This is a genomic window from Streptomyces sp. TLI_55, assembly GCF_900206255.1.
Taxonomy (GTDB): Bacteria; Actinomycetota; Actinomycetes; order Streptomycetales; family Streptomycetaceae; genus Streptomyces; species Streptomyces aquilus.
The window spans coordinates 4,044,711-4,064,914 of sequence record NZ_OAOJ01000001.1 but is presented as its reverse complement, the minus strand read 5'-3'; the positions used below and the strand labels follow the sequence as shown (position 1 = coordinate 4,064,914).

At 72.1% G+C, this 20,204-nt stretch carries 17 protein-coding genes; 10 read left to right on the top strand and 7 right to left on the bottom strand.

What is annotated here, in order from left to right:
• Positions 1–39 precede the first annotated feature (39 nt).
• The 4 genes from CRP56_RS18690 to CRP56_RS18675 all read left to right on the top strand — a co-directional run bounded on the left by CRP56_RS18690 (position 40) and on the right by CRP56_RS18675 (position 4,279).
• Positions 40–1,245, top strand: coding sequence for an amidohydrolase family protein (locus CRP56_RS18690; protein WP_097265518.1), 1,206 nt, complete (start codon positions 40–42; stop codon positions 1,243–1,245).
• Positions 1,245–2,378, top strand: a complete 1,134-nt coding sequence (locus CRP56_RS18685; protein WP_097265516.1) for an acyl-CoA dehydrogenase family protein — start codon at positions 1,245–1,247, stop codon at positions 2,376–2,378. The genes CRP56_RS18690 and CRP56_RS18685 overlap by 1 nt, the downstream gene beginning before the upstream one ends.
• 4 nt (positions 2,379–2,382) lie before the next feature.
• Positions 2,383–3,297 carry an acyl-CoA dehydrogenase family protein gene (locus CRP56_RS18680; RefSeq protein WP_097265514.1) on the top strand — a complete coding sequence of 305 codons (915 nt, stop codon included), beginning with the start codon at positions 2,383–2,385 and terminating at the stop codon, positions 3,295–3,297.
• A 508-nt stretch (positions 3,298–3,805) separates the two neighbouring features.
• Positions 3,806–4,279, top strand: coding sequence for an ATP-binding protein (locus CRP56_RS18675; protein WP_179851055.1), 474 nt, complete (start codon positions 3,806–3,808; stop codon positions 4,277–4,279).
• Between the two features lie 317 nt (positions 4,280–4,596).
• On the opposite strand, the gene CRP56_RS18670 is transcribed toward CRP56_RS18675, so the two are convergent.
• Positions 4,597–5,523, bottom strand: coding sequence for a cyclase family protein (locus CRP56_RS18670; RefSeq protein WP_097265510.1), 927 nt, complete (start codon positions 5,521–5,523; stop codon positions 4,597–4,599).
• Between the two features lie 85 nt (positions 5,524–5,608).
• On the opposite strand from CRP56_RS18670, the gene CRP56_RS18665 reads away from it, so the two are divergent.
• The 4 genes from CRP56_RS18665 to CRP56_RS18650 all read left to right on the top strand — a co-directional run bounded on the left by CRP56_RS18665 (position 5,609) and on the right by CRP56_RS18650 (position 10,162).
• Positions 5,609–6,526 (top strand): SDR family oxidoreductase, encoded by a 918-nt coding sequence (locus CRP56_RS18665; RefSeq protein WP_097265508.1) that lies wholly within the window; start codon positions 5,609–5,611, stop codon positions 6,524–6,526.
• Positions 6,527–6,632: 106 nt separating this feature from the next.
• A complete protein-coding gene (locus tag CRP56_RS18660) occupies positions 6,633–7,781 on the top strand; it encodes an acyl-CoA dehydrogenase family protein (protein WP_097265506.1) in 1,149 nt (382 codons plus the stop codon).
• The gene (locus CRP56_RS18655) at positions 7,781–8,830 is read left to right on the top strand and encodes a Zn-dependent alcohol dehydrogenase (protein ID WP_097265504.1); all 1,050 of its coding nucleotides are present in this window, start codon (positions 7,781–7,783) and stop codon (positions 8,828–8,830) included. Before CRP56_RS18660 ends, CRP56_RS18655 begins: the two co-directional genes overlap by 1 nt.
• 75 nt (positions 8,831–8,905) lie before the next feature.
• A complete protein-coding gene (locus CRP56_RS18650) occupies positions 8,906–10,162 on the top strand; it encodes an MFS transporter (protein WP_097265502.1) in 1,257 nt (418 codons plus the stop codon).
• Here CRP56_RS18650 and CRP56_RS18645 read toward each other — a convergent pair.
• Positions 10,070–11,113, bottom strand: a complete 1,044-nt coding sequence (locus CRP56_RS18645) for a GlxA family transcriptional regulator (RefSeq protein WP_097265501.1) — start codon at positions 11,111–11,113, stop codon at positions 10,070–10,072. The genes CRP56_RS18650 and CRP56_RS18645 overlap by 93 nt on opposite strands.
• Positions 11,114–11,184: 71 nt before the next feature.
• On the opposite strand from CRP56_RS18645, the gene CRP56_RS18640 reads away from it, so the two are divergent.
• Complete coding sequence (locus tag CRP56_RS18640; RefSeq protein ID WP_097274213.1) at positions 11,185–12,501, top strand: MFS transporter; 1,317 nt, start codon at positions 11,185–11,187, stop codon at positions 12,499–12,501.
• Here the strand turns inward: CRP56_RS18640 and CRP56_RS18635 are convergent.
• Positions 12,498–13,127, bottom strand: coding sequence for a flavin reductase family protein (locus CRP56_RS18635; protein ID WP_097265499.1), 630 nt, complete (start codon positions 13,125–13,127; stop codon positions 12,498–12,500). The two genes, CRP56_RS18640 and CRP56_RS18635, sit on opposite strands and share 4 nt — an antisense overlap.
• An 81-nt stretch (positions 13,128–13,208) precedes the next feature.
• Between CRP56_RS18635 and CRP56_RS18630 the strand changes: the two genes are divergently transcribed.
• On the top strand, positions 13,209–14,150 hold the full coding sequence (locus tag CRP56_RS18630; RefSeq protein WP_097265498.1) for a hypothetical protein: 942 nt from the start codon (positions 13,209–13,211) through the stop codon (positions 14,148–14,150).
• Positions 14,151–14,156: 6 nt separating this feature from the next.
• Here CRP56_RS18630 and CRP56_RS18625 read toward each other — a convergent pair whose 3' ends face one another.
• The 4 genes from CRP56_RS18625 to CRP56_RS18610 all read right to left on the bottom strand — a co-directional run bounded on the left by CRP56_RS18625 (position 14,157) and on the right by CRP56_RS18610 (position 20,143).
• A complete protein-coding gene (locus CRP56_RS18625; RefSeq protein ID WP_097265496.1) occupies positions 14,157–14,951 on the bottom strand; it encodes an enoyl-CoA hydratase/isomerase family protein in 795 nt (264 codons plus the stop codon).
• Positions 14,942–17,167, bottom strand: coding sequence for an acetate--CoA ligase family protein (locus CRP56_RS18620; protein WP_097265494.1), 2,226 nt, complete (start codon positions 17,165–17,167; stop codon positions 14,942–14,944). The genes CRP56_RS18625 and CRP56_RS18620 overlap by 10 nt, the downstream gene beginning before the upstream one ends.
• Positions 17,168–17,291: 124 nt before the next feature.
• The gene (locus tag CRP56_RS18615) at positions 17,292–18,773 is read right to left on the bottom strand and encodes a flavin monoamine oxidase family protein (RefSeq protein ID WP_097265492.1); all 1,482 of its coding nucleotides are present in this window, start codon (positions 18,771–18,773) and stop codon (positions 17,292–17,294) included.
• A 158-nt stretch (positions 18,774–18,931) separates the two neighbouring features.
• Positions 18,932–20,143 (bottom strand): flavin-containing monooxygenase, encoded by a 1,212-nt coding sequence (locus tag CRP56_RS18610; protein WP_097265490.1) that lies wholly within the window; start codon positions 20,141–20,143, stop codon positions 18,932–18,934.
• Positions 20,144–20,204 lie beyond the last annotated feature (61 nt).

Genomic DNA, 20,204 nt, shown 5'->3' with positions numbered 1-20,204 from the left:
ACGGGTCATCAGATACGTACCGGCCGGCGGAGGGGAACCATGACCGAACTGCCCCGCATCATCAGCGTCGACGACCATGTGATCGAGCCCGCGCACCTCTTCGAGACCTGGCTGCCCGCCAAGTACCGCGACCGCGGCCCGCAGCCGCTCACCGCCGGGATCGGTGAACTCGCCTACGTGGGCGGCAAGTACCAGATCACGATGGACCCGGACGGCCCGCCCACCGACTGGTGGATCTACGAGGACCTGAAGTTCCCGTACAAACGCAACATCGCCGCCGTCGGCTTCGACCGGGACGAGATGACCCTGGAGGGGATCACCCGCGAGGAGATGCGGCGCGGCTGCTGGGACCCCAAGGCGCGCCTCGCCGACATGGACCTCAACCATGTCGAGGCCAGCCTCTGCTTCCCCTCCTTCCCGCGCTTCTGCGGACAGACCTTCGCCGAGGCGCACGACAAGGAGGTCGCGCTGGCCTGCGTGCGCGCCTACAACGACTGGATGGTCGAGGAGTGGTGCGGCGACAGCGGCGGGCGGCTCATCCCGCTGTGCCTGATCCCCCTGTGGGACGTCGAGTTGGCGGTCGCGGAGATCCGGCGCAACGCCGCGCGGGGGGTGCGTGCCGTGACCTTCTCCGAGATCCCGACCTATCTCGGGCTGCCCTCCATCCACTCCGGCTACTGGGACCCGTTCTTCGCGGCCTGCCAGGAGACCGGCACGGTCGTCAACATGCACATAGGCAGCAGCTCCCAGATGCCGGCCGCCTCCCCCGACGCACCCCCCGCCGTCCAGGCCGCCCTCAGCTTCAACAACGCCATGGCCTCGATGATGGACTTCCTGTTCAGCGGCGTCCTGGTGAAGTTCCCGACGCTCAAACTGGCGTACAGCGAGGGCCAGATGGGCTGGATCCCGTACGCCCTGGAACGCGCCGACGACGTCTGGGAGGAGCACCGCGCGTGGGGCGGGGTGCGCGGCACGATCCCCGAGCCGCCGTCGACGTACTACTACCGGCAGATCTTCTGCTGCTTCTTCCGCGACAAGCACGGCGTCGCGTCCCTGGACGTCGTCGGCCGCGACAACGCCACCTTCGAGACCGACTACCCGCACGTCGACTCGACCTTCCCGCACACCAAGGAGGTCGCCCTCGACCATGTGAAGGGCCTCGACGACGAGACCGTCTACAAGCTGATGCGCGGCAACGCCATCCGCATGCTCGACCTGGACTTCGACAAGGACCCCGACGCCTGATGGACCTGTCGTACACGGCCGAAGAGGAGGAATTCCGGGCGGAGTTGAGGCGCTGGCTGGGCAGTGTCCTGCCCGCCCTGCCGCCCAAGCCGTCCCCGGACGACTGGCCGGGGCGCCGCGCGTACGACATGGGCTGGCAGCGGATGCTGTACGACGCCGGGTACGCGGACGTGCACTGGGATGCCTCGCCGACCCTGCGGCTCATCTTCCTGGAGGAGACCGAGAAGGCCGGCGCGCCCTATGTGGGCGCCGGTTTCGTCGGGCTGCTGCACGCCGGGCCGACCATAGCCGCCGAGGGCACCGAGGAGCAGCGGGCGCGCTGGCTGCCGCCGATCCTGCGCGGGGACGAGGTGTGGTGCCAGGGGTTCAGCGAGCCCGACGCCGGTTCCGACCTCGCGGCGCTGCGCACGCGCGCGTGGCGCGACGGCGACGACTACGTGGTGAGCGGCTCCAAGATCTGGACCTCGCACGCCGAAGTCGCCGACTGGTGCGAGCTGTTGGTGCGGACGGACGCGTCGGCGCCGAAGCACCGCGGGATCACCTGGCTCGCGATGCCCATGGACGCGCCGGGGATCACCGTACGGCCGCTCCAAACCCTCGCCGGGAGCGCCGAGTTCGCCGAGGTGTTCCTCGACGAGGTGCGGGTGCCGGTCGGCAACCGGGTCGGGGACGAGAACGACGGCTGGCGCGTGACCATGGTGACGCTGTCCTTCGAACGCGGCACGGCCTTCGTGGGCGAGGTCGTCGCCTGTCGCCGTGTGCTGCGCGAACTCGCCGCGGAGGCACGGAAGAACGGGCGTTGGGACGATCCGGCGCTCAGGCGGCGTCTAGGGGGTCTCAACGCCGAGTTCCGGGCGTTGTGGAGGCTCACGCAGTGGAATGTGAGCGAGGCGGAGGCGCGGGGCGGGGGGCCGGGGGTCGGGGGGTCGGTCTTCAAGTTGCGGTACTCGCAGGCGCGGCAGGAGTTGTACGACGCGGCGGCGGAAGTGCTGGGGGAGGGGGCGTTGGATCTGGGGGCGCCCTGGGTGGTGGATCGGTTGTCGTCGTTGTCGTACACCATCGCGGCCGGGACCTCGCAGATTCAGCGGAACATCGTGGCTGAGCGGATTCTTGGGTTGCCGAAGGGGAGGTGAGGAGGTGCGGTTTCAACTGACGGAGGAGCAAGTGGCGTTGCGCGATGCCGTGCGAGCCGTGGTCGGTCGTCGGGCGGCTGCGGGTGGGTGGGGGCCGGGCGCGCCCACGCGGCGGAGCCGCACATGTCAGAGCCCCGCGCCCCTTGGCGGCGATGCCCAGCCCGGCATTGATCGGGGGCTGTGGCGGGCCCTTGGGGACCTCGGGTTCTTTTCTCTGCGGTTGGCCGAAGCCGATGGTGGCGTTGGACTTGGGCTTCCCGAAGCCGTGTTGGTGTTCGAGGAGGCCGGGCGGGGGCTCGTGCCCGGGCCGCTCGTCGCCACTCATCTTGCCGCCGGCGTGGTGCCCGGTGCGGATACCGGTGAGGTGGTCGTGGCCGCCGCGGACGGGCGGCTCGTGGAGTGGATGGATGAGGCCGATGTCGTGATGGCGGGTGCCGAGGGGGCCGTGCCCTTGCGGTCCGTGGACCCGTGGACGCCGTTGCATCGGGTGCCCGCGCCGGCGCCCACCGATCCTGTCGCCGTCCTCCTCACCGCCGCCGAGCAGCTCGGGACCGCCACGCGCGCGTGCGAGCTGGCGGTGCAACACGCCCGGACCCGTGAGCAGTTCGGGCAGCCGATCGGGGCGTTCCAGGCCGTCAAGCATCTGTGCGCGGAGCAGCTGGTGCGGGTCGAGGTGGCCCGGGCGGCGGTGTACGCGGCGGCCGTGACCGCCGACCCGGCGGACATCGCGGCGGCCCGGCTTCTCGCCGACGAGGCCGCCGTGCGCGGCGCCCGCGACTGCCTCCAGGTGCACGGCGGCATGGGCTTCACCTGGGAGTCCGAGGTGCATCTGCTGCTGAAGCGGGCGTGGGTGCGGGCGCAGCGTGGCGGCGGACGGGCGGAGAGTGAGGAGCTGCTCGCGGCCGAGCTGACGGCCTGACAGGGGCTGCTCTGCGCAGTGGTCGAGGTCCGCCCCGGAAATGTCGCGGACTGTGGCATACCGGAATCACGGAGCGTTGATATCGGGTTGTGTCCTAGGCGTGACCCGTCACGGCCTGGAGTCGGTGCCCTACTCCGGTACCTTCTGTGGGATGCGAGTGGTTCCGAGCACTAGCCGTGCCGGTGTTGCCTCCGAGGCGGCTCCGGACGAGGCGGTGCGTGCCGCTTCTCGCCGGGTGGAAGGGCTGTCGGCCCCCACCTGTTCGACTCCCCGCAGCGAGCGTCGCACAGTATGGCGCACGCGTACTCCTTCGCGCTGGAATATGCCCGAAGCGCTTGTTGGGGTGACTGTACGTCAACCATGCTGTCTCGTAAGGGACTCACGTTCTGTGACCCCGGCTTTGGCCATTGTTCTGGCCATGCAAAAAATGGCTACGATCGTGGCCCTCGTGAGGCGCGAGGCTATGTGTCTGCCGGTTCGGATGGTGTGAGCGGTGCAGGTGCTTCAAATGCAGCTGGAGATCCGGCCCGACCCCGCTGAGGTGGGACGAGCCCGCAGGTGGGCGCGGTCGCGACTCGCCGGGTCCGGCATAGGGGCCGACGAGCCGCTCGCCGAGACCCTGATCCTGCTCGTGTCCGAGCTGGTCACCAACGCCGTGGTGCACACCGGCTGTCCGGCCGTGCTCCGGCTGTCGCTGCCCGGTGCCGTGACCGGGGAGGCCACCGTCCGCCTGGAGGTGGCCGACACCAGCAGCTGTGCGCCGGTGCCGCGTTGTGTCGACGGGGACGCCACCGGCGGCCGGGGGCTCGCCCTGGTCGACGGCCTCGCCGACCGCTGGGGCTGGAGCCCCGAGGGCGCCGGCAAGCGCATCTGGTGCGAACTCGACCGGTCCGCGCAGGAGGATCGCGCGGCCGGTCCGGCCTTCGCGGGCGGGGCTTCGGCGTTCAAGGGGTACGAGGGTTTCGCGTACGAGGCGGTGTAGGGGCCGCGCGACGGGTGCACGGCTGCACGGTGGCCCGGTCGCCCCCGTCGGGTGCGGGGCGGTGCGCCGTGATGTGCTTCCGTGCGCGCCCATGGCAAATAGGGCGTAAGTGATAAAACTCCCGACCGGTGTTGACGCCGCGTGTTCGTCTGCTCACGCTTGTGGTCAGCGATTCGCCGCGAGGGGACGACGAGGGCTTCGGTGACGGGAGCCCTTGCCGAGTGTGGGTCGTTGGTCCGGCGTCGGTTCCCTCGGGGCCTGGGAATCGGGGCGCGCGGCCGGACGGCGGCGCTCGGCGTGCCGCCGTCCGGCCATCCTCACAGAATGGCGACCGGTGCCACGGGAGTTCCCGTCGCGCCGGCGAACGGCTCGGGCATCGCCGCGAGCAGGAACGCGTAGCGGCCTTCTTGTCCACAGGCTGTGGACAACTCTTCGAGATTCCAGTTCTGGCCCTGCAGCATCCCCATCTCCACCAGGTCGAGCGCGTGCACGGGCAGCCACAGGTCCTCGATCTCGGGCGGGAAGATCTCGAACGTCAGGGTGTCGTTCGCGACGGCCGCGACATCGCGCGCGTGGAACCACTCCGGCGTACGGATCGACAGGCCGGGTGACGGATAGCCGTACGCGTGCTTGTCGCCCGCCAGCAGGACCTGCAACTGCCCCGTCCGTACGAGCACGATGTCGCCGGCCCGCACGCGCGTGCCCGCGAGTTCCTCGGCCGCCTCCAGGTCCTCCGGGGTGACCGCGTGGCCGCCGTCGAGCCGGTCGACGCCCCGCGCGCGTGCCACGTCCAGGAGCACCCCGCGCGAGACGATGTGCCGCGCCTTGTCGATGCCGCTGAACCGCGCGCCGCCGTGCGCGGTGACGGTGTCGGCCGGGCGGCCGTTGTAGAGCCTGCCCGAATGCGAGACGTGCGGGAGCGCGTCCCAGTGGGTGGCCGCCTGGAGTCCCATCGTCACGGCGTCGTCGCTGCACGCCACCGTCCCCGGGCCGAAGATCTCCTGGTTGATCTGCACCATGGCGTGCAGCGGATTCACCCGGCCCGGGATCATGCCGGTCTGCACCCCGTCCTGGTGGAGCGGCAGCGCGAGGGGGACGCGGCGACCCGTCCTGACCTCGGCGGCGGCCTGCCGCACCACCTCGTCGGTGATCAGGTTGAGGGTGCCGATCTCGTCGTCGGCGCCCCAACGCCCCCAGTTGTTCACGCGCTTGGCGATCTCGTGGAACTCGGCCGGCAATGTCATCGGCGCTCCCCAGGGGCTTGTCTCCGGGTATCTGACGGGTCATAAAATCTAACGGTCCGTCAGAAACCGCGGGAAGGGGCCGGTCGTGGGGAACTTCTTGGCAGGCAAGGTCGTCGCCGTGACGGGGGCGGGGCGCGGGATCGGACGGGCGGTGGCGCTCGCGGCCGCGGCCGAGGGGGCGCGGGTCGTCGTCAACGACTACGGGGTCTCTGTGGACGGGTCCTCGCCGACGAGCGAGGTCGCCGAAGCGGTCGTCAAGGAGATCGTCGCGGCGGGGGGAGAGGCCGTCGCGGTGGCCGACGACGTGTCCACGATGGCGGGCGGGCAGCGGATCGTCGACGTGGCCCTGGCGTCGTACGGGCGCCTCGACGGGGTCGTGTGCGTCGCCGGGATCCTGCGCGAGCGGATGCTGTTCAACATGACCGAGGACGAGTGGGACTCGGTCGTCGCCACGCATCTGAAGGGGACGTTCACCCTGTTCCGCGCGGCGTCGGCGGTGATGCGCAGGCAGCGGGGCGGGACGCTGATCGGGTTCACCAGCGGGAACCATCAGGGGTCCGTGTCGCAGGCGAACTACAGCGCGGCGAAGGGCGGGATCATCTCGCTGGTCCGCAGCGCGGCGTTGGGACTGCACAAGTACGGGGTGACGGCGAACGCGGTGGCGCCTGTCGCCCGTACGCGGATGTCCGCCGGGGTTCCCATGGAGCTGGCGGAGATCGGGGAGCCGGAGGATGTGGCCGCGCTGGTGGTGTACCTGCTGTCGGACCGGGCCCGGGAGGGCGGGATCACGGGGCAGGTGTACACGATCGCGGGGGCGAAGTTGGCGGTGTGGGCTCAGCCGCGGGAGCTGCGCGCTGCGTATGCCGGGGGTGGGGCCTGGACGCCGGAGGCGATTGCGGAGTTCTTGCCGGGGTCGGTTGGGGTGGATCCGATGCCGATGCTCACGCATGTGGCGGCGATGGAGAAAGCGGCGCGGGGCGGGGCTCGGCCTAACGCCCAGTAGCTCGGGGGGACTTGTGGTTTGGCGGGTGCGGGTTGGTTGTGGCTGGGCGCGCAGTTCCCCGCGCCCCTAAGGGCATACACCTCCGCGGCGTTGAGAGGAGAGGTCCGTGGACTTTGGGTTCACCGCCGATGACGAGGCGTTCCGCAAGGAGGCTAAGGCTTGGCTCGGCGCACATGCCCGGACCGATGTCGATCGTCGCGTCTGGGAGCGGGAGCTCGGTTCCGCCGGGTGGATCGGGGTCGGGTGGGGGGAGGCGGGGTACGGGAATCGGGTTCTCGGGCTTACTCGGCAGGTTGTCTGGGCCGAGGAGTATGCGCGGTCCTCGGCTCCTCCTCGGTCCGGGCATATCGGGGAGAATCTGCTGGCGCCGACCCTCATCGCCCATGGCAGTCCGGAGCAGAAGGCCCGGTTCCTGCCGGCCATCGCCGCCGGGGACGAGCTGTGGTGTCAGGGGTACAGCGAACCCGGGGCCGGGTCGGATCTGGCCGGGGTGCGGACCGGGGCCGTGCGGGACGGGGAGTGGTACCGGGTCAGTGGGCAGAAGATCTGGACCTCGCTCGCGCAGGACGCCGACTGGTGTTTTGTGCTGGCCCGTACCGAAGCCGGGTCGCGGCGGCATCAGGGGTTGTCCCTTCTCCTCGTGCCCATGGACCAGCCGGGGCGGATCGAGGTGCGGCCCATTCGGCAGCTGACCGGGACCAGCGACTTCAACGAGGTCTTCTTCGACGGGGCACGCGCGTGTGCGGAGCATGTCGTCGGGGGTGAGGGGAACGGCTGGCAGGTGGCCATGAGTCTGCTCGGGTTCGAGCGGGGGGTGTCCACGCTGGCCCAGCAGATCGGGTTCGCCGAGGAGTTGGGGCGGGTGGTGCGGGCCGCCGTCGACTCGGGGGCGGTGGACGATCCCGTCGTACGGGACCGGCTCGTCCGGCAGTGGGCCGAGCTGCGGGTGATGCGGTGGAACGCGCTGCGCACGCTCGGGCGGGCCGGGGACGCCGGGGCGCCCAGCGTGGCCAAGCTGTTGTGGGGCGGCTGGCATCAGCGGCTGGGAGAGCTGGCCATGGCGGTTCGGGGGGCCGTGGGGAGTGTGGGGCCGCGGGAGTGGGAGGCCTCCTCGCCGTATGAACTCGACGCGTTTCAGCGGCTGTTCCTGTTTTCGCGGGCCGACACCGTCTACGGCGGCTCTGACCAGATCCAGCGCACGATCATCGCCGAGCGGGTGCTCGGGCTGCCCAGGGAACCCAAGGGGGTTGTGTGATGCGCGGCGTCTTGTTCGACGGGAAGCGGGTCGAGGTCGTGGCCGACCTGGAGGTGCGGGAACCGGGGCCCGGGGAGGTGGTCGTCGCCATCGCGGCCGCCGGGTTGTGTCACAGCGACCTGTCTGTCGTAGACGGGACCATTCCGTTCCCGGTGCCCGTGGTGCTGGGGCATGAAGGGGCCGGCGTGGTGGCGGCCGTGGGGGCGGGCGTGACCCATGTCGCGGCCGGTGATCATGTCGCGCTGTCCACCCTCGCCAACTGCGGGACCTGCCCGGAGTGCGACCGGGGGCGGCCCACCATGTGCCGGCAGGCCATCGGGCGGCCGGGGCAGCCGTTCGCGCGGGGTGGGCGGCCGGTGTTCCAGTTCGCCTCCAACTCGGCGTTCGCGGAAAGGACCGTGGTGAAGGCCGTGCAGGTGGTGCGGATTCCGCAGGACATTCCGCTGACCTCGGCCGCGCTCATCGGATGCGGGGTGCTGACCGGGGTGGGGGCCGTGCTCAACCGGGCCAAGGTGGACCGGGGCGACAGCGTGGTCGTGATCGGCACCGGGGGCATCGGGCTCAACGTCCTCCAGGGGGCCCGGATCGCGGGGGCGCTGCGGATCGTCGCCGTCGATGCCAATCCGGCGAAGGAGGCGGTGGCCCGGCAGTTCGGGGCGACCGACTTCCTGACGTCGACCGAGGGCGTGCGGGAACTGCTGCCGACCGGGGCCGACCACGTCTTCGAGTGCGTCGGGCGCGTCGAACTCGTCCGGCAGGCCGTCGATCTGCTGGACCGGCACGGTCAGGCGGTCCTGCTCGGGACGCCGCCGGCCGGGGCGGAGGCGTCCTTCGTCGTGGCGTCCATGTTCCTGGACAAGTCGATCCTGGGCTGCCGTTACGGCTCCTCGCGGCCGCAGCGGGACATCCCGCTGTACGCCGAGCTCTACCGGCAGGGGCGGTTGCTGCTCGACGAGTTGGTGACGCAGACGTATCCCGTGGAGGAGTTCGAGCGGGCCGTGGTGGACGCGGAGGCGGGGAAGGTGGCGCGGGGGGTGCTGACCTTCTGAGGGTCGGCGCGGAGTTGTCCACAGGGCAGGAAAATCACTGCCGTGTTGTCAGTGCCGACGCCTACGGTCGTTCGCATGACCTACCGCGACGTCGCCTCCAAGTCGGTGCTGATCTGGGCCGGTACGGCCGTCGGCGCCCGTATGCCGGTCGCGATGGCCCCGCTGGCGCTGGTCTTCCTGGTGCGCGAGCGGCCCGGCGGGTACACGCTGGGGGCGGCGCTCGCGGCGGCCTATGTGATCGGAGAGATCATCGGCGCACCGGTGCTCGGGATGCGGCTGGATCCCGCGCGCGGGCGCCGGCATCTGGCCGTCGGGCTCTCGGGCGGGGCGGTGGGGTTCGCGGCGCTGGGGGTGTGGCCCGGTGCGCCGAGCGGGGTGCTGGGGGTGTGCGCCTTCGTGGCCGGGTTCATGCCGGGGGCGGTCACCGGCGGCTTGCGGACGCTGCTGACCTCGCTGGTTCCGGAACGCGCGGTGGCGCAGGCGCTGTCCACCGAGTCGATGCTGATGTCCGGGGTGTGGGCCGTGTCGCCGGTGGCGGTCGCCGGACTCGCCCTCGGCGTCGCGCCCCGCGCTCCGCTGGTGCTCGCCGCGGCGCTGATGGCGGCCTCGGTCGCGGGGCTGTGGCTGCTTCCCGCTCGCTGGGACGAGGAGACGCGGCAGGGGGAGGGCGGGGCGTCTTCGGCGTTCCGGGTGCTGATACGTGCGTGGCCGGTGTACGTCACGGGCGCGGCCAGCCTCACCCTGCTGGGCCTCGCCGAACTCACCCTGCCCGCCCTCCTGGAACAGCGCGGCATCGGTGTCGGCTGGACCGGACCGATGCTGGCCGGCATGGCCGTGGCGGCGGGCCTCGGGGCGTTCCTGTACGGGCTGCGGGCGTGGCCGGGGCGGCTGCGCACCCGGAGTGTGGTGCTGATGGTCGGCATGTCGGCCTTCGTGGCCCTCGCCGCGCTGATACCGGGCGCGGCCGGGATCGCGGTCGCCCTGGCGCTCGCGGGCACGCTCCAGTCGGGTGCGCTGATCACGCGCAACCTGTCCCTGCGGGAGGCCGTTCCGCCGGGTGCCGCGGCCGCCGGGTACTCGGTGATGTACGCGGCGGCGGGGGCGGGTTACGCGGCGACGGGGTCCCTCGCCGGTGGGCTGCTCCAGGTCGTGGCCCCGTCCACGGCCATCCTGGCGGGCGTGGTGCTGGGGCTCCTGCTCACCGCGCTCGGCTGGTGGGGAGAGGTCCGGGTGAAGGCGTCAACTGCCGCTGGGGACACGGGCGGTGACGCCGGCGCCGGGCTCGGCGCCCGTGCGGAAGGTGCGACGGTAGCTCGTCGGGGTGACGCCTAGCGCCGCCTGGAGGTGCTGCCGCATCGACTGCGCGGTGCCGAAACCGGCGTCCCGGGCCACCTGGTCCACGGACAGGTCGGAGGACTCCAGCAGCTGCCGGGCGCGTTCCACCCGCTGCTGGGTGAGCCACTGACCGGGGCTGATGCCGACCTCCTCGCGGAAGCGGCGGGTGAAGGTCCGTACGGACATCGACTCCTGCTCGGCCATGTCCCGCAGCTGGATCGGCTCGTGCAGCCGGGCCAGCGCCCAGGCGCGGGCCGCGGTCGTGGTGGCCAGCTGCGGTTCGGGCACCGGACGCTGGATGTACTGCGCCTGCCCGCCCTCGCGGTGCGGCGGTACGACGGTGCGGCGGGCCACGGCGTTGGCGACCGCGGTGCCGTGGTCGCGGCGCAGCATGTGCAGGCACAGGTCGATCCCGGCGGCGACACCGGCGGAGGTCAGGACGTCCCCGTCGTCGATGTACAGGACATCCGGGTCGACCTTGACCTTCGGGAAGAGCCGCTGGAGGCGCTCGGCGTCGATCCAGTGCGTGGTGGCCGGGCGGCCGTCGAGATACCCGGCGGCGGCGAGGACGTAGACGCCCGTGCAGATGGAGGCGAGCCTGGTGCCGGGGCGGATGTGGGCGAGCGCGGCGGCGAGTTCGGGGGTGAGGACGCCCTCGTCGTACACCGGGCCGAACTCGTAGGAGGCGGGGACGATCACGGTGTCGGCGGTGGCCAGGATCTCCGGGCCGTTCGGCACCAGGACGTCGAAGTCGGAGTCCGTGCCGACCGGGCCCGGCGGCCGGACCGAGCAGGTGACGACCTCGTACAGCGGCCGTCCCGCGGCGTCCCGGGGGCGGCCGAAGATGCGGTGCGGGATACCCAGCTCGAAGGGGAGCAGGCCGTCCATGGCGAGGACGACGATGCGGTGCGGACGGGGCCCACGGTCGCTGTTCGGCTCGCTGCTCATGGCCCGATCCTAACGAATGCTGTCCTTCGGGCCACTCGATGCGGCGGGATCCGGCCGCGATGCTCAAGGGCGTGACTCAGACGACTCAGGCCGCCGCAGCCGCCGTACCGGAGACCCCGAGCCCCAGGAAGCCGCGCATCCACCGGGCGTGGTTCGTCGCCGCCGTCACCTTCGTGACGATCATCGGCGCGGCCGCCTTCCGGTCCCTGCCCGGGCTGCTCATCGACCCGCTGCACCAGGACTTCGGCTGGTCGCGCGGCACGATCAGCGCGGCGGTCTCGATCAACCTCGCCCTGTACGGGCTCACCGCCCCCTTCGCCGCCGCGCTGATGGACCGCTTCGGCATCCGCCGGGTCGTCGCCGTCGCGCTGACCGTGATCGCGGTCGGGTCCGGGCTGACCGTGTGGATGACGGCGGCCTGGCAGCTGATGCTGTGCTGGGGCCTGCTGGTCGGTCTGGGGTCCGGGTCGATGGCGCTGGCCTTCGCGGCGACCGTCACCAACCGCTGGTTCACCGAGCGGCGCGGTCTGGTCACCGGCATCCTGACCGCCGCCTCCGCCTCCGGCCAGCTGATCTTCCTGCCGGTGCTGTCCTGGATGGTGGAGAAGCACGACTGGCGCCCGGCCGCCGTCACCGTCGCCCTCGCCGCCCTCGCAGTCGTCCCCTTCGTCTGGCTGCTGCTGCGCGACCACCCGGCCGACGTGGGCCTGAAGCCGTACGGGGCCAAGGAGTTCGTGCCCAAGCCGGAGCCGGTGCCGGGCGCCGCGCGGCGTGCCGTGGGCGTCCTCTTCAAGGCCGCCCGCACCGGCCCCTTCTGGCTGCTCGCCGGGACCTTCGCGATCTGCGGCGCCTCCACCAACGGCCTGATCCAGACCCACTTCGTGCCCGCCGCCCACGACGCGCACATGCCGGTCCAGGCGGCGGCCTCGCTGCTCGCGGTCATCGGCGTCTTCGACGTCGTCGGCACGATCGCCTCCGGCTGGTTCACCGACCGCTTCGACGCCCGCCGGCTGCTCGCGACGTACTACGCGCTGCGCGGCGTCTCGCTGCTGTTCCTGCCGATGCTGCTGGCGCCGAGCGTCCACCCGCCGATGCTGTTCTTCATCGTCTTCTACGGCCTCGACTGGGTCGCCACGGTGCCGCCCACGGTGGCGCTGTGCCGGGAGCAGTACGGCGAGGACAGCGCGATCGTCTTCGGCTGGGTGCTGGCCTCGCACCAGGTCGGGGCGGCGCTGGTGGCCTTCCTCGGCGGTGTGGCGCGGGACGCCTTCGGGTCGTACGACATGGTCTGGTACTTCTCCGGGGCGCTGTGCGCGGCGGCGGCGCTGATGGCGCTGGTGATCCGGCGGAAGCAGACGGTGCCGCCCACAGTGGCGGCGGTGGCTTAGAGGAAGCGCCCCCGGTGGAACAGCAGGGGGGCCGCGCCCTCGTCGCCCGTGCCCAGCGCGTCCACCCGGCCCACCACGATCAGATGGTCGCCGCCGGTGTGCACCGCGTGGATCGTGCAGTCGATCCACGCGAGCGTGTCCGCGAGGCGCGGGGAGCCGGAGCAGGGCGCCGCGTCGTACGCCACGCCCGCGAACTTGTCCGCGCCGCTGACCGCGAAGCCACGGCACAGGGCGCCCTGGTGGGCGGCGAGCACGTTGACGCAGAAGACGCCGGCGCGGGCGATGCGCGGCCAGGTCGCCGACGTACGGCCGACCATGAACGTGACCAGGGGCGGGTCGAGGGAGAGGGAGGAGAAGGACTGGCAGGCGAAGCCGGCGGGACCGGACTCGCCCTCAGCGGCGGGTGCGGTGATCACGGCCACGCCCGTCGCGAAGTTCCCCAGCACCCGCCGGAACTCGCCCTGCCCGACCGGCGCCCGCTCGTCCTCGCCGACACAGCGCAGGTCGGGGCGGGGCAGCGGGTCGAGGGGGGCGGTGGAGTCGCCGTGCGCTGTGGATCGCCCCGCCGCCGCTTCCACGGACCGCAGATAGCGGACGGCTGCCTCGGCCGTGCCTGCTTGTCCCATCACCCTTCCATTGAAGCTGACGGAGCGTCAGATAGGAAGGGGTGGTGAGAGGCGGCCGAAGGGGCTTCGTACCCTGCGTGCATGGGGTGGGGAGAGACAAGACGACAGCTCGCGGACGCCTGGAAGTGGTCCGAGCTGCACACGGCCGCGGCGGCGGCCGCGCTTCAGGTGCCGGTGCTCTGGGTGCTCGCGTGGCTGACGACCGTCAACGACGACGACTACGGCAGCGGCTTCGGCGGCGCGCTCGCCGGGCTCTTCTTCCTGGCGGTGCTCGTCGTGCTGCCGCTGCTGACGACCCTGTACGCGGTCCTGTTCACGATGCCGACGCTCGTCCTCGCCTGCGTGGCCGCGCGGCGGGCGCGCGGGCCGGAGTGGCTGTGGCAGTTCGGGGCCGTGATCCTGCTGAGCGTCTTCTGGGTGCTCGTCCTGGGCGGGTGGTCCGCGTCCGTGCCGGCGCTGCTCGCCGCGGCCGGAATGCTCGCCGCCTTCGCCCTCCTCCCGCTCCTGACCGTCGGCTACGCCCGCCGCCGCGCCCGGATCAAGGGGCGCGCCTGGGGGTTCTTCGGCGCCTGGCTCCGCTCGGCGGTCGCCACCTTCGGGCTGTGCGTGCTGATCGTCGGCGGCGCGATCGCGGCGACCTTCGCCGGGCTGCTCAAGGACTACGAGCCCCCGACGCTCTCCACCGCCCAGCTCGCCGGGGCCTGGCACGGCGACGGCGGCGCCGTCCTGGACCTGCGTGCGGGCGGCCGGGTCGAGTTCACCGACCTGCCGCTCCAGGACCCCGACGGCTGGGAGTCCGTGCGCTGCACCGGCACCGGTACCTGGACCCTCGACCGGGACGGCCGCGACGACGCCTACGCCGGGGAGGGGCCGGAGGAACGGGACGGGGTCGTCGTACGGCTGGACGGCGGCTGCGGGGAGCAGACGTACTGGACGATCGGCGGTACGCCGGCCGACCCCGAGCTGTTCGTGCTGTTCGGTGACCCGGACGCGGGTGACCTGCGGATTCTCAAGAAGAAGTGACGCCGGTCAGCGGCCCTTGAACTCCGCTCCTCGTCGCTCCACGAAGCTCGCCACCCCCTCCCGCGCGTCCGCCGTCGTCATGTTGATCTCCTGTGCGGCGGCCTCCGCGGCGAACGCGGTGGTGCGGTCGGTGTCGAGGGAGGTGTTGACGAGCTGTTTGGTGAGGGCGAGGGCGCGGGTCGGGCCGGTGGCGAGGCGGGCCGCCCACTCCGCCGCCGTCTTCGCCAACTCGCCTTCCGGAACAACCCGGTTGACCAGACCCAGGCGTTCGGCGTCGGCGGCGGACAGCGCGTCGCCGAAGAACAGCAGCTCCTTCGCGCGCTGCGGGCCGATCAGGCGGGGGAGGAGATACGCGCCGCCGCCGTCGGGGACCAGCCCGCGTCGTACGAACACCTCGATGAACTTGGCCGATTCCGCGGCCAGTACGAGGTCGCAGGCGAGCGCGAGATGTGCGCCGAGGCCGGCCGCGGTGCCGTTGACCGCCGCGATCACCGGCTTCTCGCAGTCGAGGACCGCGGCGATCAGGCGTTGGGCGCCCGAGCGGAGCATGCGCGCGACATCGCCGGCGACCCGCTCCCCGGACCCCGTGCCGCCCCGCAGGTCCGCGCCCGCGCAGAAGCCGCGGCCCGTCCCGGTGAGGACCACGGCCCGCACCTCGGGGTCGGCCGAGGCGTCCGCAAGCAGCCGGATCAGCAGGTCCCGTCCCTCGGGGGTGAGGGCGTTGAGGACCTCGGGCCGGTTGAGGGTGAGGGACACGACCTGGTCCGTCACGGTGTGCAGCACGTCGGCGCTCACCGGCACACCACCAGCGCGTCCAGCGCCACCGCGCCCTGCCCCTGTGGCAGGACCATCAGCGGGTTGATGTCCAACTCGGCCAGTTCGTCCCCGAGTTCCAGGGCCATGCGCTGCACCCGCAGCACGACCTCGACGAGCGCGTCGACGTCGGCCGGCGGCCGCCCCCGCACCCCGTCGAGAAGGGCCCGTCCGCGCAGGTCGCCCAGCATGTCCCGGGCCTGCTCCTCGGTGAAGGGCGGCACGCGTACGGCCGCGTCGCGCAGCACCTCCACCAGCACGCCGCCGAGGCCGACCGTCACCGTGGGCCCGAAGAGTTCGTCGTGTGTCACGCCGACGACCATCTCGACGCCCCGCTCGACCATCTGGCAGACCAGCACCCCGTCCAGGGAGACGCCCTCGTAGCGGGCGATGTCGGTCAGCTCCCGGTAGGCGTCGCGGACCTGGCTCGCGGAGGTGAGCCCGATCTTCACCAGGCCCAGCTCGGTCTTGTGGGCGATCTGCGCACCGGAGGCCTTCATCACCACCGGGTAGCCCACCAGGCCCGCCGCACGGACGGCCGCCGCGGCGCTGGTCACCAGCTGCTCGCGCGGCACGCGGATGCCGTACGCCCGCAGCAGCTGCTTCGCCGCGTGCTCGCTCAGCTGCTGACCCGGGCGCATCAGGGCCTGCGCCTTGCGGAAGGAGGGCGAAGTGGTGCGCGGGGCCTCGTCCAGGGGGGAGCGGTAGCTCGCCGTGAAGCGGTGGTGGTCGAGGTAGGCGCGGACCGCGGTGATGCAGTTGCCGACCGTGCGGAAGGTGGCCACCCGGGAGGAGCCCAACAGGACCTCGCGGTACGCCGGTTCGGTGCCGACCGGCGAGCCCCACACCACGCAGACCAGCTTGTCCGTCTCCTCCGCCGCGTCCACCAGGTCCTGGACCAGCTTGTCGCTGAGCGGTGGGAAGGGGCCGGTGACCGGGCAGATCAGCACCCCGACCGCCGGGTCGTCGAGGATCGCGTCGATGATCTTCCGGCCGCGCCAGTCGCCGACCGGATGGCCGCCGTTGTCGACGGGGTTGGCGACGTTCAGGTACTCCGGTATCCACTGGTGCAGTTCGGCCTGCTTGGCGTCGGAGAGCGTCGGCAGCCGCAGCCCGGCCTCCGTCGCCAGGTCGGCGAAGTGGGCGCCCGTGCCGCCCGAGATCGAGTAGACGACGACCCCGTCGGCGCGCGGCGGGCGGGCGCGGGCCAACAGGGCGGCGGTGTCCTGGAGTTCGTCGAGACCGTCGACGCGGATCACGCCGTACTGCCGCATCGCCGCGTCCACCACCGCGTCCGCGCCGGTCAGCTTGCCGGTGTGGGAGGCGGCCGTGCGGGCGCCGGTCTCGGTGCGGCCCACCTTGACCGCGACCACCGGCACCTTGCGGCGGGCGGCCCGGTCGGCGGCCAGCAGGAAGGAGCGGCCGTCCTTGAGGCCCTCGACGTAACAGGCGATGGCGCCGACGTCCGGCTGCTCGGCGAAGTAGGAGAGGAAGTCCGCGGTCTCCAGGTCGGCCTCGTTGCCGGTCGGCGCCCAGTGGGAGAGGCGGATGCCCAGCTCCTGGAGGGCGAAGACGGGACGCCCCTGGTGCCCGGACTGGGTGATGAGGGCGATCGCCGGCCCGTCGAGGTCCTCGCGGAACCGCTCGAAGGCGTTGAGGTTGGTGTTCGGACCGAGCAGCCGCATCCCGGACCGCCGTACGGCGGCGGCCAGCCGGTCCTGGGCGGCGGCGCCCTCCTCGCCGGTCTCCGCGAAACCGGAGGCGAAGACGACCGCGAACTTGGCCTTGGCCTCGGCCAGTTCCTCGATCACCGGCAGCGGGTCGGCGACCAGCAGGACGGCGAGATCGACCTGCTCGGGCAGCTCGGCCACGGACGCCACGCAGGGGATGCCGAACACGGACGGACGGCTGGGATGCACCGGGTGCAGCCGGGCCCCGACGCGCCCGGCCCAGCCGAGGAGCTGCCGGGTGACGCCGGTGTTGGGCCGGCCCTCGGCGTCCGAGGCGCCGATCACGGCGACGGACTCCGGCCGGAAGAAGCGGTCCAGATCGGGGACGTCGCCGTACAGCGGACGGCCGCTGACGTCGAGGTCGTCGACGTCGGCGGGCCGGCCGTGGACGGCGGGCCCGGGCTGCTCGCCGCAGGCGACGACCCGGGCCCGGCGGGAGTCGGTGGTGAGGGTGCCGTGGGTTGATCCAAGCATCGGTCCGCCCGCTCCTGTGTGACAGCGATTAACTGACGCAGTGTCAGATTAAAGGAACTGACGCTGTGTCAGGAATGGCCGTGCACGCAGCAAAGTGCGGACGGGCAGAGTGCGGGCGGACCGGTCACAGCATCTCCAGCACCTCCTTCGCGACCCGCTCGCCCGACCGCACCGCACCGTCCATGTATCCGATCCAGTACGTGGACGTCTCCGTCCCCGCCCAGTGGATGCCGCCGACGGGCCGGCGCAGGGCCGGACCGTACTGGGTCAGCACGCCGGGCGCGGCGATGGAGACGGGGCCGCCGCGGGTGTAGGGCTCGTTGTTCCAGCGTTGCAGGACGAAGGCGGAAGGGGAGGCGGCTTTCTCGCCGAAGTACGTCGCGTAGTCCTTCAGCACGGCGGCCCTGACCTCCGCCTCGCTCGCCGCGTCGAACCTGCGGGCCTCGTCGGCCTCGATGAAGCCCATGAGGGCGCCGTAGGAGGCGTCGGGAGGGGAGTTGTCGAAGGTGGAGCTGACCACGCCGGAGTCGCTGACGACCTGGCCGTTGAGGCCGTCGGCGCGCCAGAAGGGGGTGTCGTAGATCGCGATCGCCTTGCCGACGGAGGCCATCGGCAGGCGCTGGGTGAGCTGATCGCGGGCGGCGGGCAGGACCGGGTCGTAGGTGATGCGGGCGGCGATCGGCGGCGGGACGGCGACGACGACCCGGCGGGCGGTGACCGTGGTGCCGTCGGCCGTCACGACGTACTGCGAGCCGGACTTGGTGATCGAGCGCACCGGGGCGTTCAGCACGACCCGGTCGCCGAGGGTGGCGGCGAGCTTGATCGGGACCTGTTGGGAGCCGCCGACGAAGCGGAGCTCCTGGGCGCCGCCCGCGGTCTCGGTGAGGCGTTCCAGGGTGCCGGGGTTCGAGGCGTTGCCCGCGGCGGCGATGTAGAAGAGCACGTACAGGAAGGAGAGTTCACGGGGCTCGGCGGAGAAGATCGACGTACAGGCCACGTCGAAGAGGAACTTGGCCGAGGGGATCACGGCGTTGGCGCGCAGCCAGGTCTCGAAGGTCTGCCGGTCCCATTCCTCGGCCTTGGCGGCGGTCCAGGGGGCGTCGACCGGGATCTGTTTCGCCAGGTCGTCGAGGGTGGCCTGGACGATCGCGGCGTTGGCGAGGCCGGCCGCGTCGATCGGCGGGACCGAGCCGAGGAGGCCGTCGGTGGCGTACGGGGTCTTCTTGCCGTCCTTGTAGAGGAGGTTCTTGCCGGTGTTGTAGGTGGCGAAGGTGGCGACGCCGAGGGAGTCGGCGAGGGCCTTGATGCGGTCCTGGGTGGGGCCGATGAACTCGCCGCCGCCCTCGGTGATCCCGCCGCCCGCGAGGGAGAGGTTCAGTACGCGGCCGCCGACGCGGTCGCGGGCCTCCAGGACGACCACGGACTTGCCGGCCGCCACGAGGTCGCGGGCCGCGGTGAGTCCGGCGAGCCCGGCGCCGACGACACACACGTCGGCGGTACGGGTGGCGGCGGCGGCCGTCCCGGCGGTGGCGGCGGTGAGGCCGGCGGCACCGGCGCCGGCGGCGCCGAGCAGGGAACGGCGGGAGAGCTGTCTTTCGGTTGCCACGTGCGTCCTCCGAGGAGAGGGGTGGGGTGGGGCCGGAAAGATGAGCAGTGCTCACATTCTGGCCCCGTGCGGTGGCGCGAAACAGCTCCCCGAGCTGACCCGGGAGTCACATAGGACACATGGGCAACAGCCGTCGTAATGAAGGTTGTTGAGCGTTTCTACGTACGCACGGCGTCCAGGCGTGCCGCCGAGCCCGTCCGGGTGATCGCCTTCGCGATCTTCTCCGCGTCGATCGCCAGCTCGCGGAACATGCCGCTGATCGGGTTGGTGTAGCCGGTGAAGTAGAGGCCGGAGGCGGTCGACGGGGTGCGGGCGCCGTGCACCAGCGGTCTGCCGCGGGCGTCGAGGACGTCGAGGTGGCCGACCAGGCCCTCCAGGGCGCGGACGTAGCCGGTCGCCGCGATCACCGCGTCCGGGGCGATGCGGTCGCCGTCGGCGAGGGCGACCTTGCCGTCCTCGAAGCCGTCGACGGCGGCGACGACCTCCACCTTGCCCGCCTTGACGGCGTCGATGAGACCGACGTCCTGGACCGGGATGGAACCCTCGGTGACGCGGCTGTAGAGGCCGGTGTCGGGGCGGGGCAGGCCGTGGGCGGAGAGGTCGGGCACGCTCAGCTTGCCCATCGGGCCGGCGAGCCGGTCGACGAGCCCGACCGGCAGGCGCCGGACGAGGACGCCGGTGTACTGGGCGGCCCAGCCGGCCGTCGAGCGGCGGACGATGTGCGGGGTGGTGCGCACCGACAGGCGTACCCGGGCGGCGCCGCCCTCCACCAGGTCGACGGCGATCTCGGCGCCGGTGTTGCCGACACCGACGACGAGGACGTCACGGCCGGCGTAGGGCTCGGGGTTGCGGTACTCCGAGGCGTGCACCAGGTCGCCGGTGTAGCCGTCCCGGCCGGGCCAGTCGGGCAGGTGCGGGGTGTGGTTGTAGCCGGTGGCGACGACGACCGCGGCGCCGCTCAGTTCGCGGCCGCCGGTGGCGTGCAGCAGCCAGCCGGTGCCGTCGGCGGAGCGCTCGACCCGGGAGACCTCGACGCCGGTGACGATCTCCAGCTCGTGGTACTCGGCGTACTTCTCCAGGTAGCGCACCACGTTGTCGCGGGACACCCAGCGCCCGAACTTGCGCGGCATCGCCAGGCCCGGCAGGCCGGACAGCCGGCGGGTGGTGTGCAGATGGAGGCGGTCGTAGTGGCGCCGCCAGGAGGCGCCGACGTGGTCGGACTTCTCCAGGACGACGGCGCGTACGCCCTGGGCCCGCAGCGCGTACGCCGCGGCGAGTCCGCCCGGGCCGCCGCCGATGACGTAGACGGGGCGGGCTGCGGTGTTCGGCTCCGCGCCGGAGGGCGCGGAGGACGCTGTGGAGTCGGCCATGTTCGCGAGCGTAATCACGCGCCGGGTTGATGGGTCTCGGTCAAGACCGGAATTGGTTGCG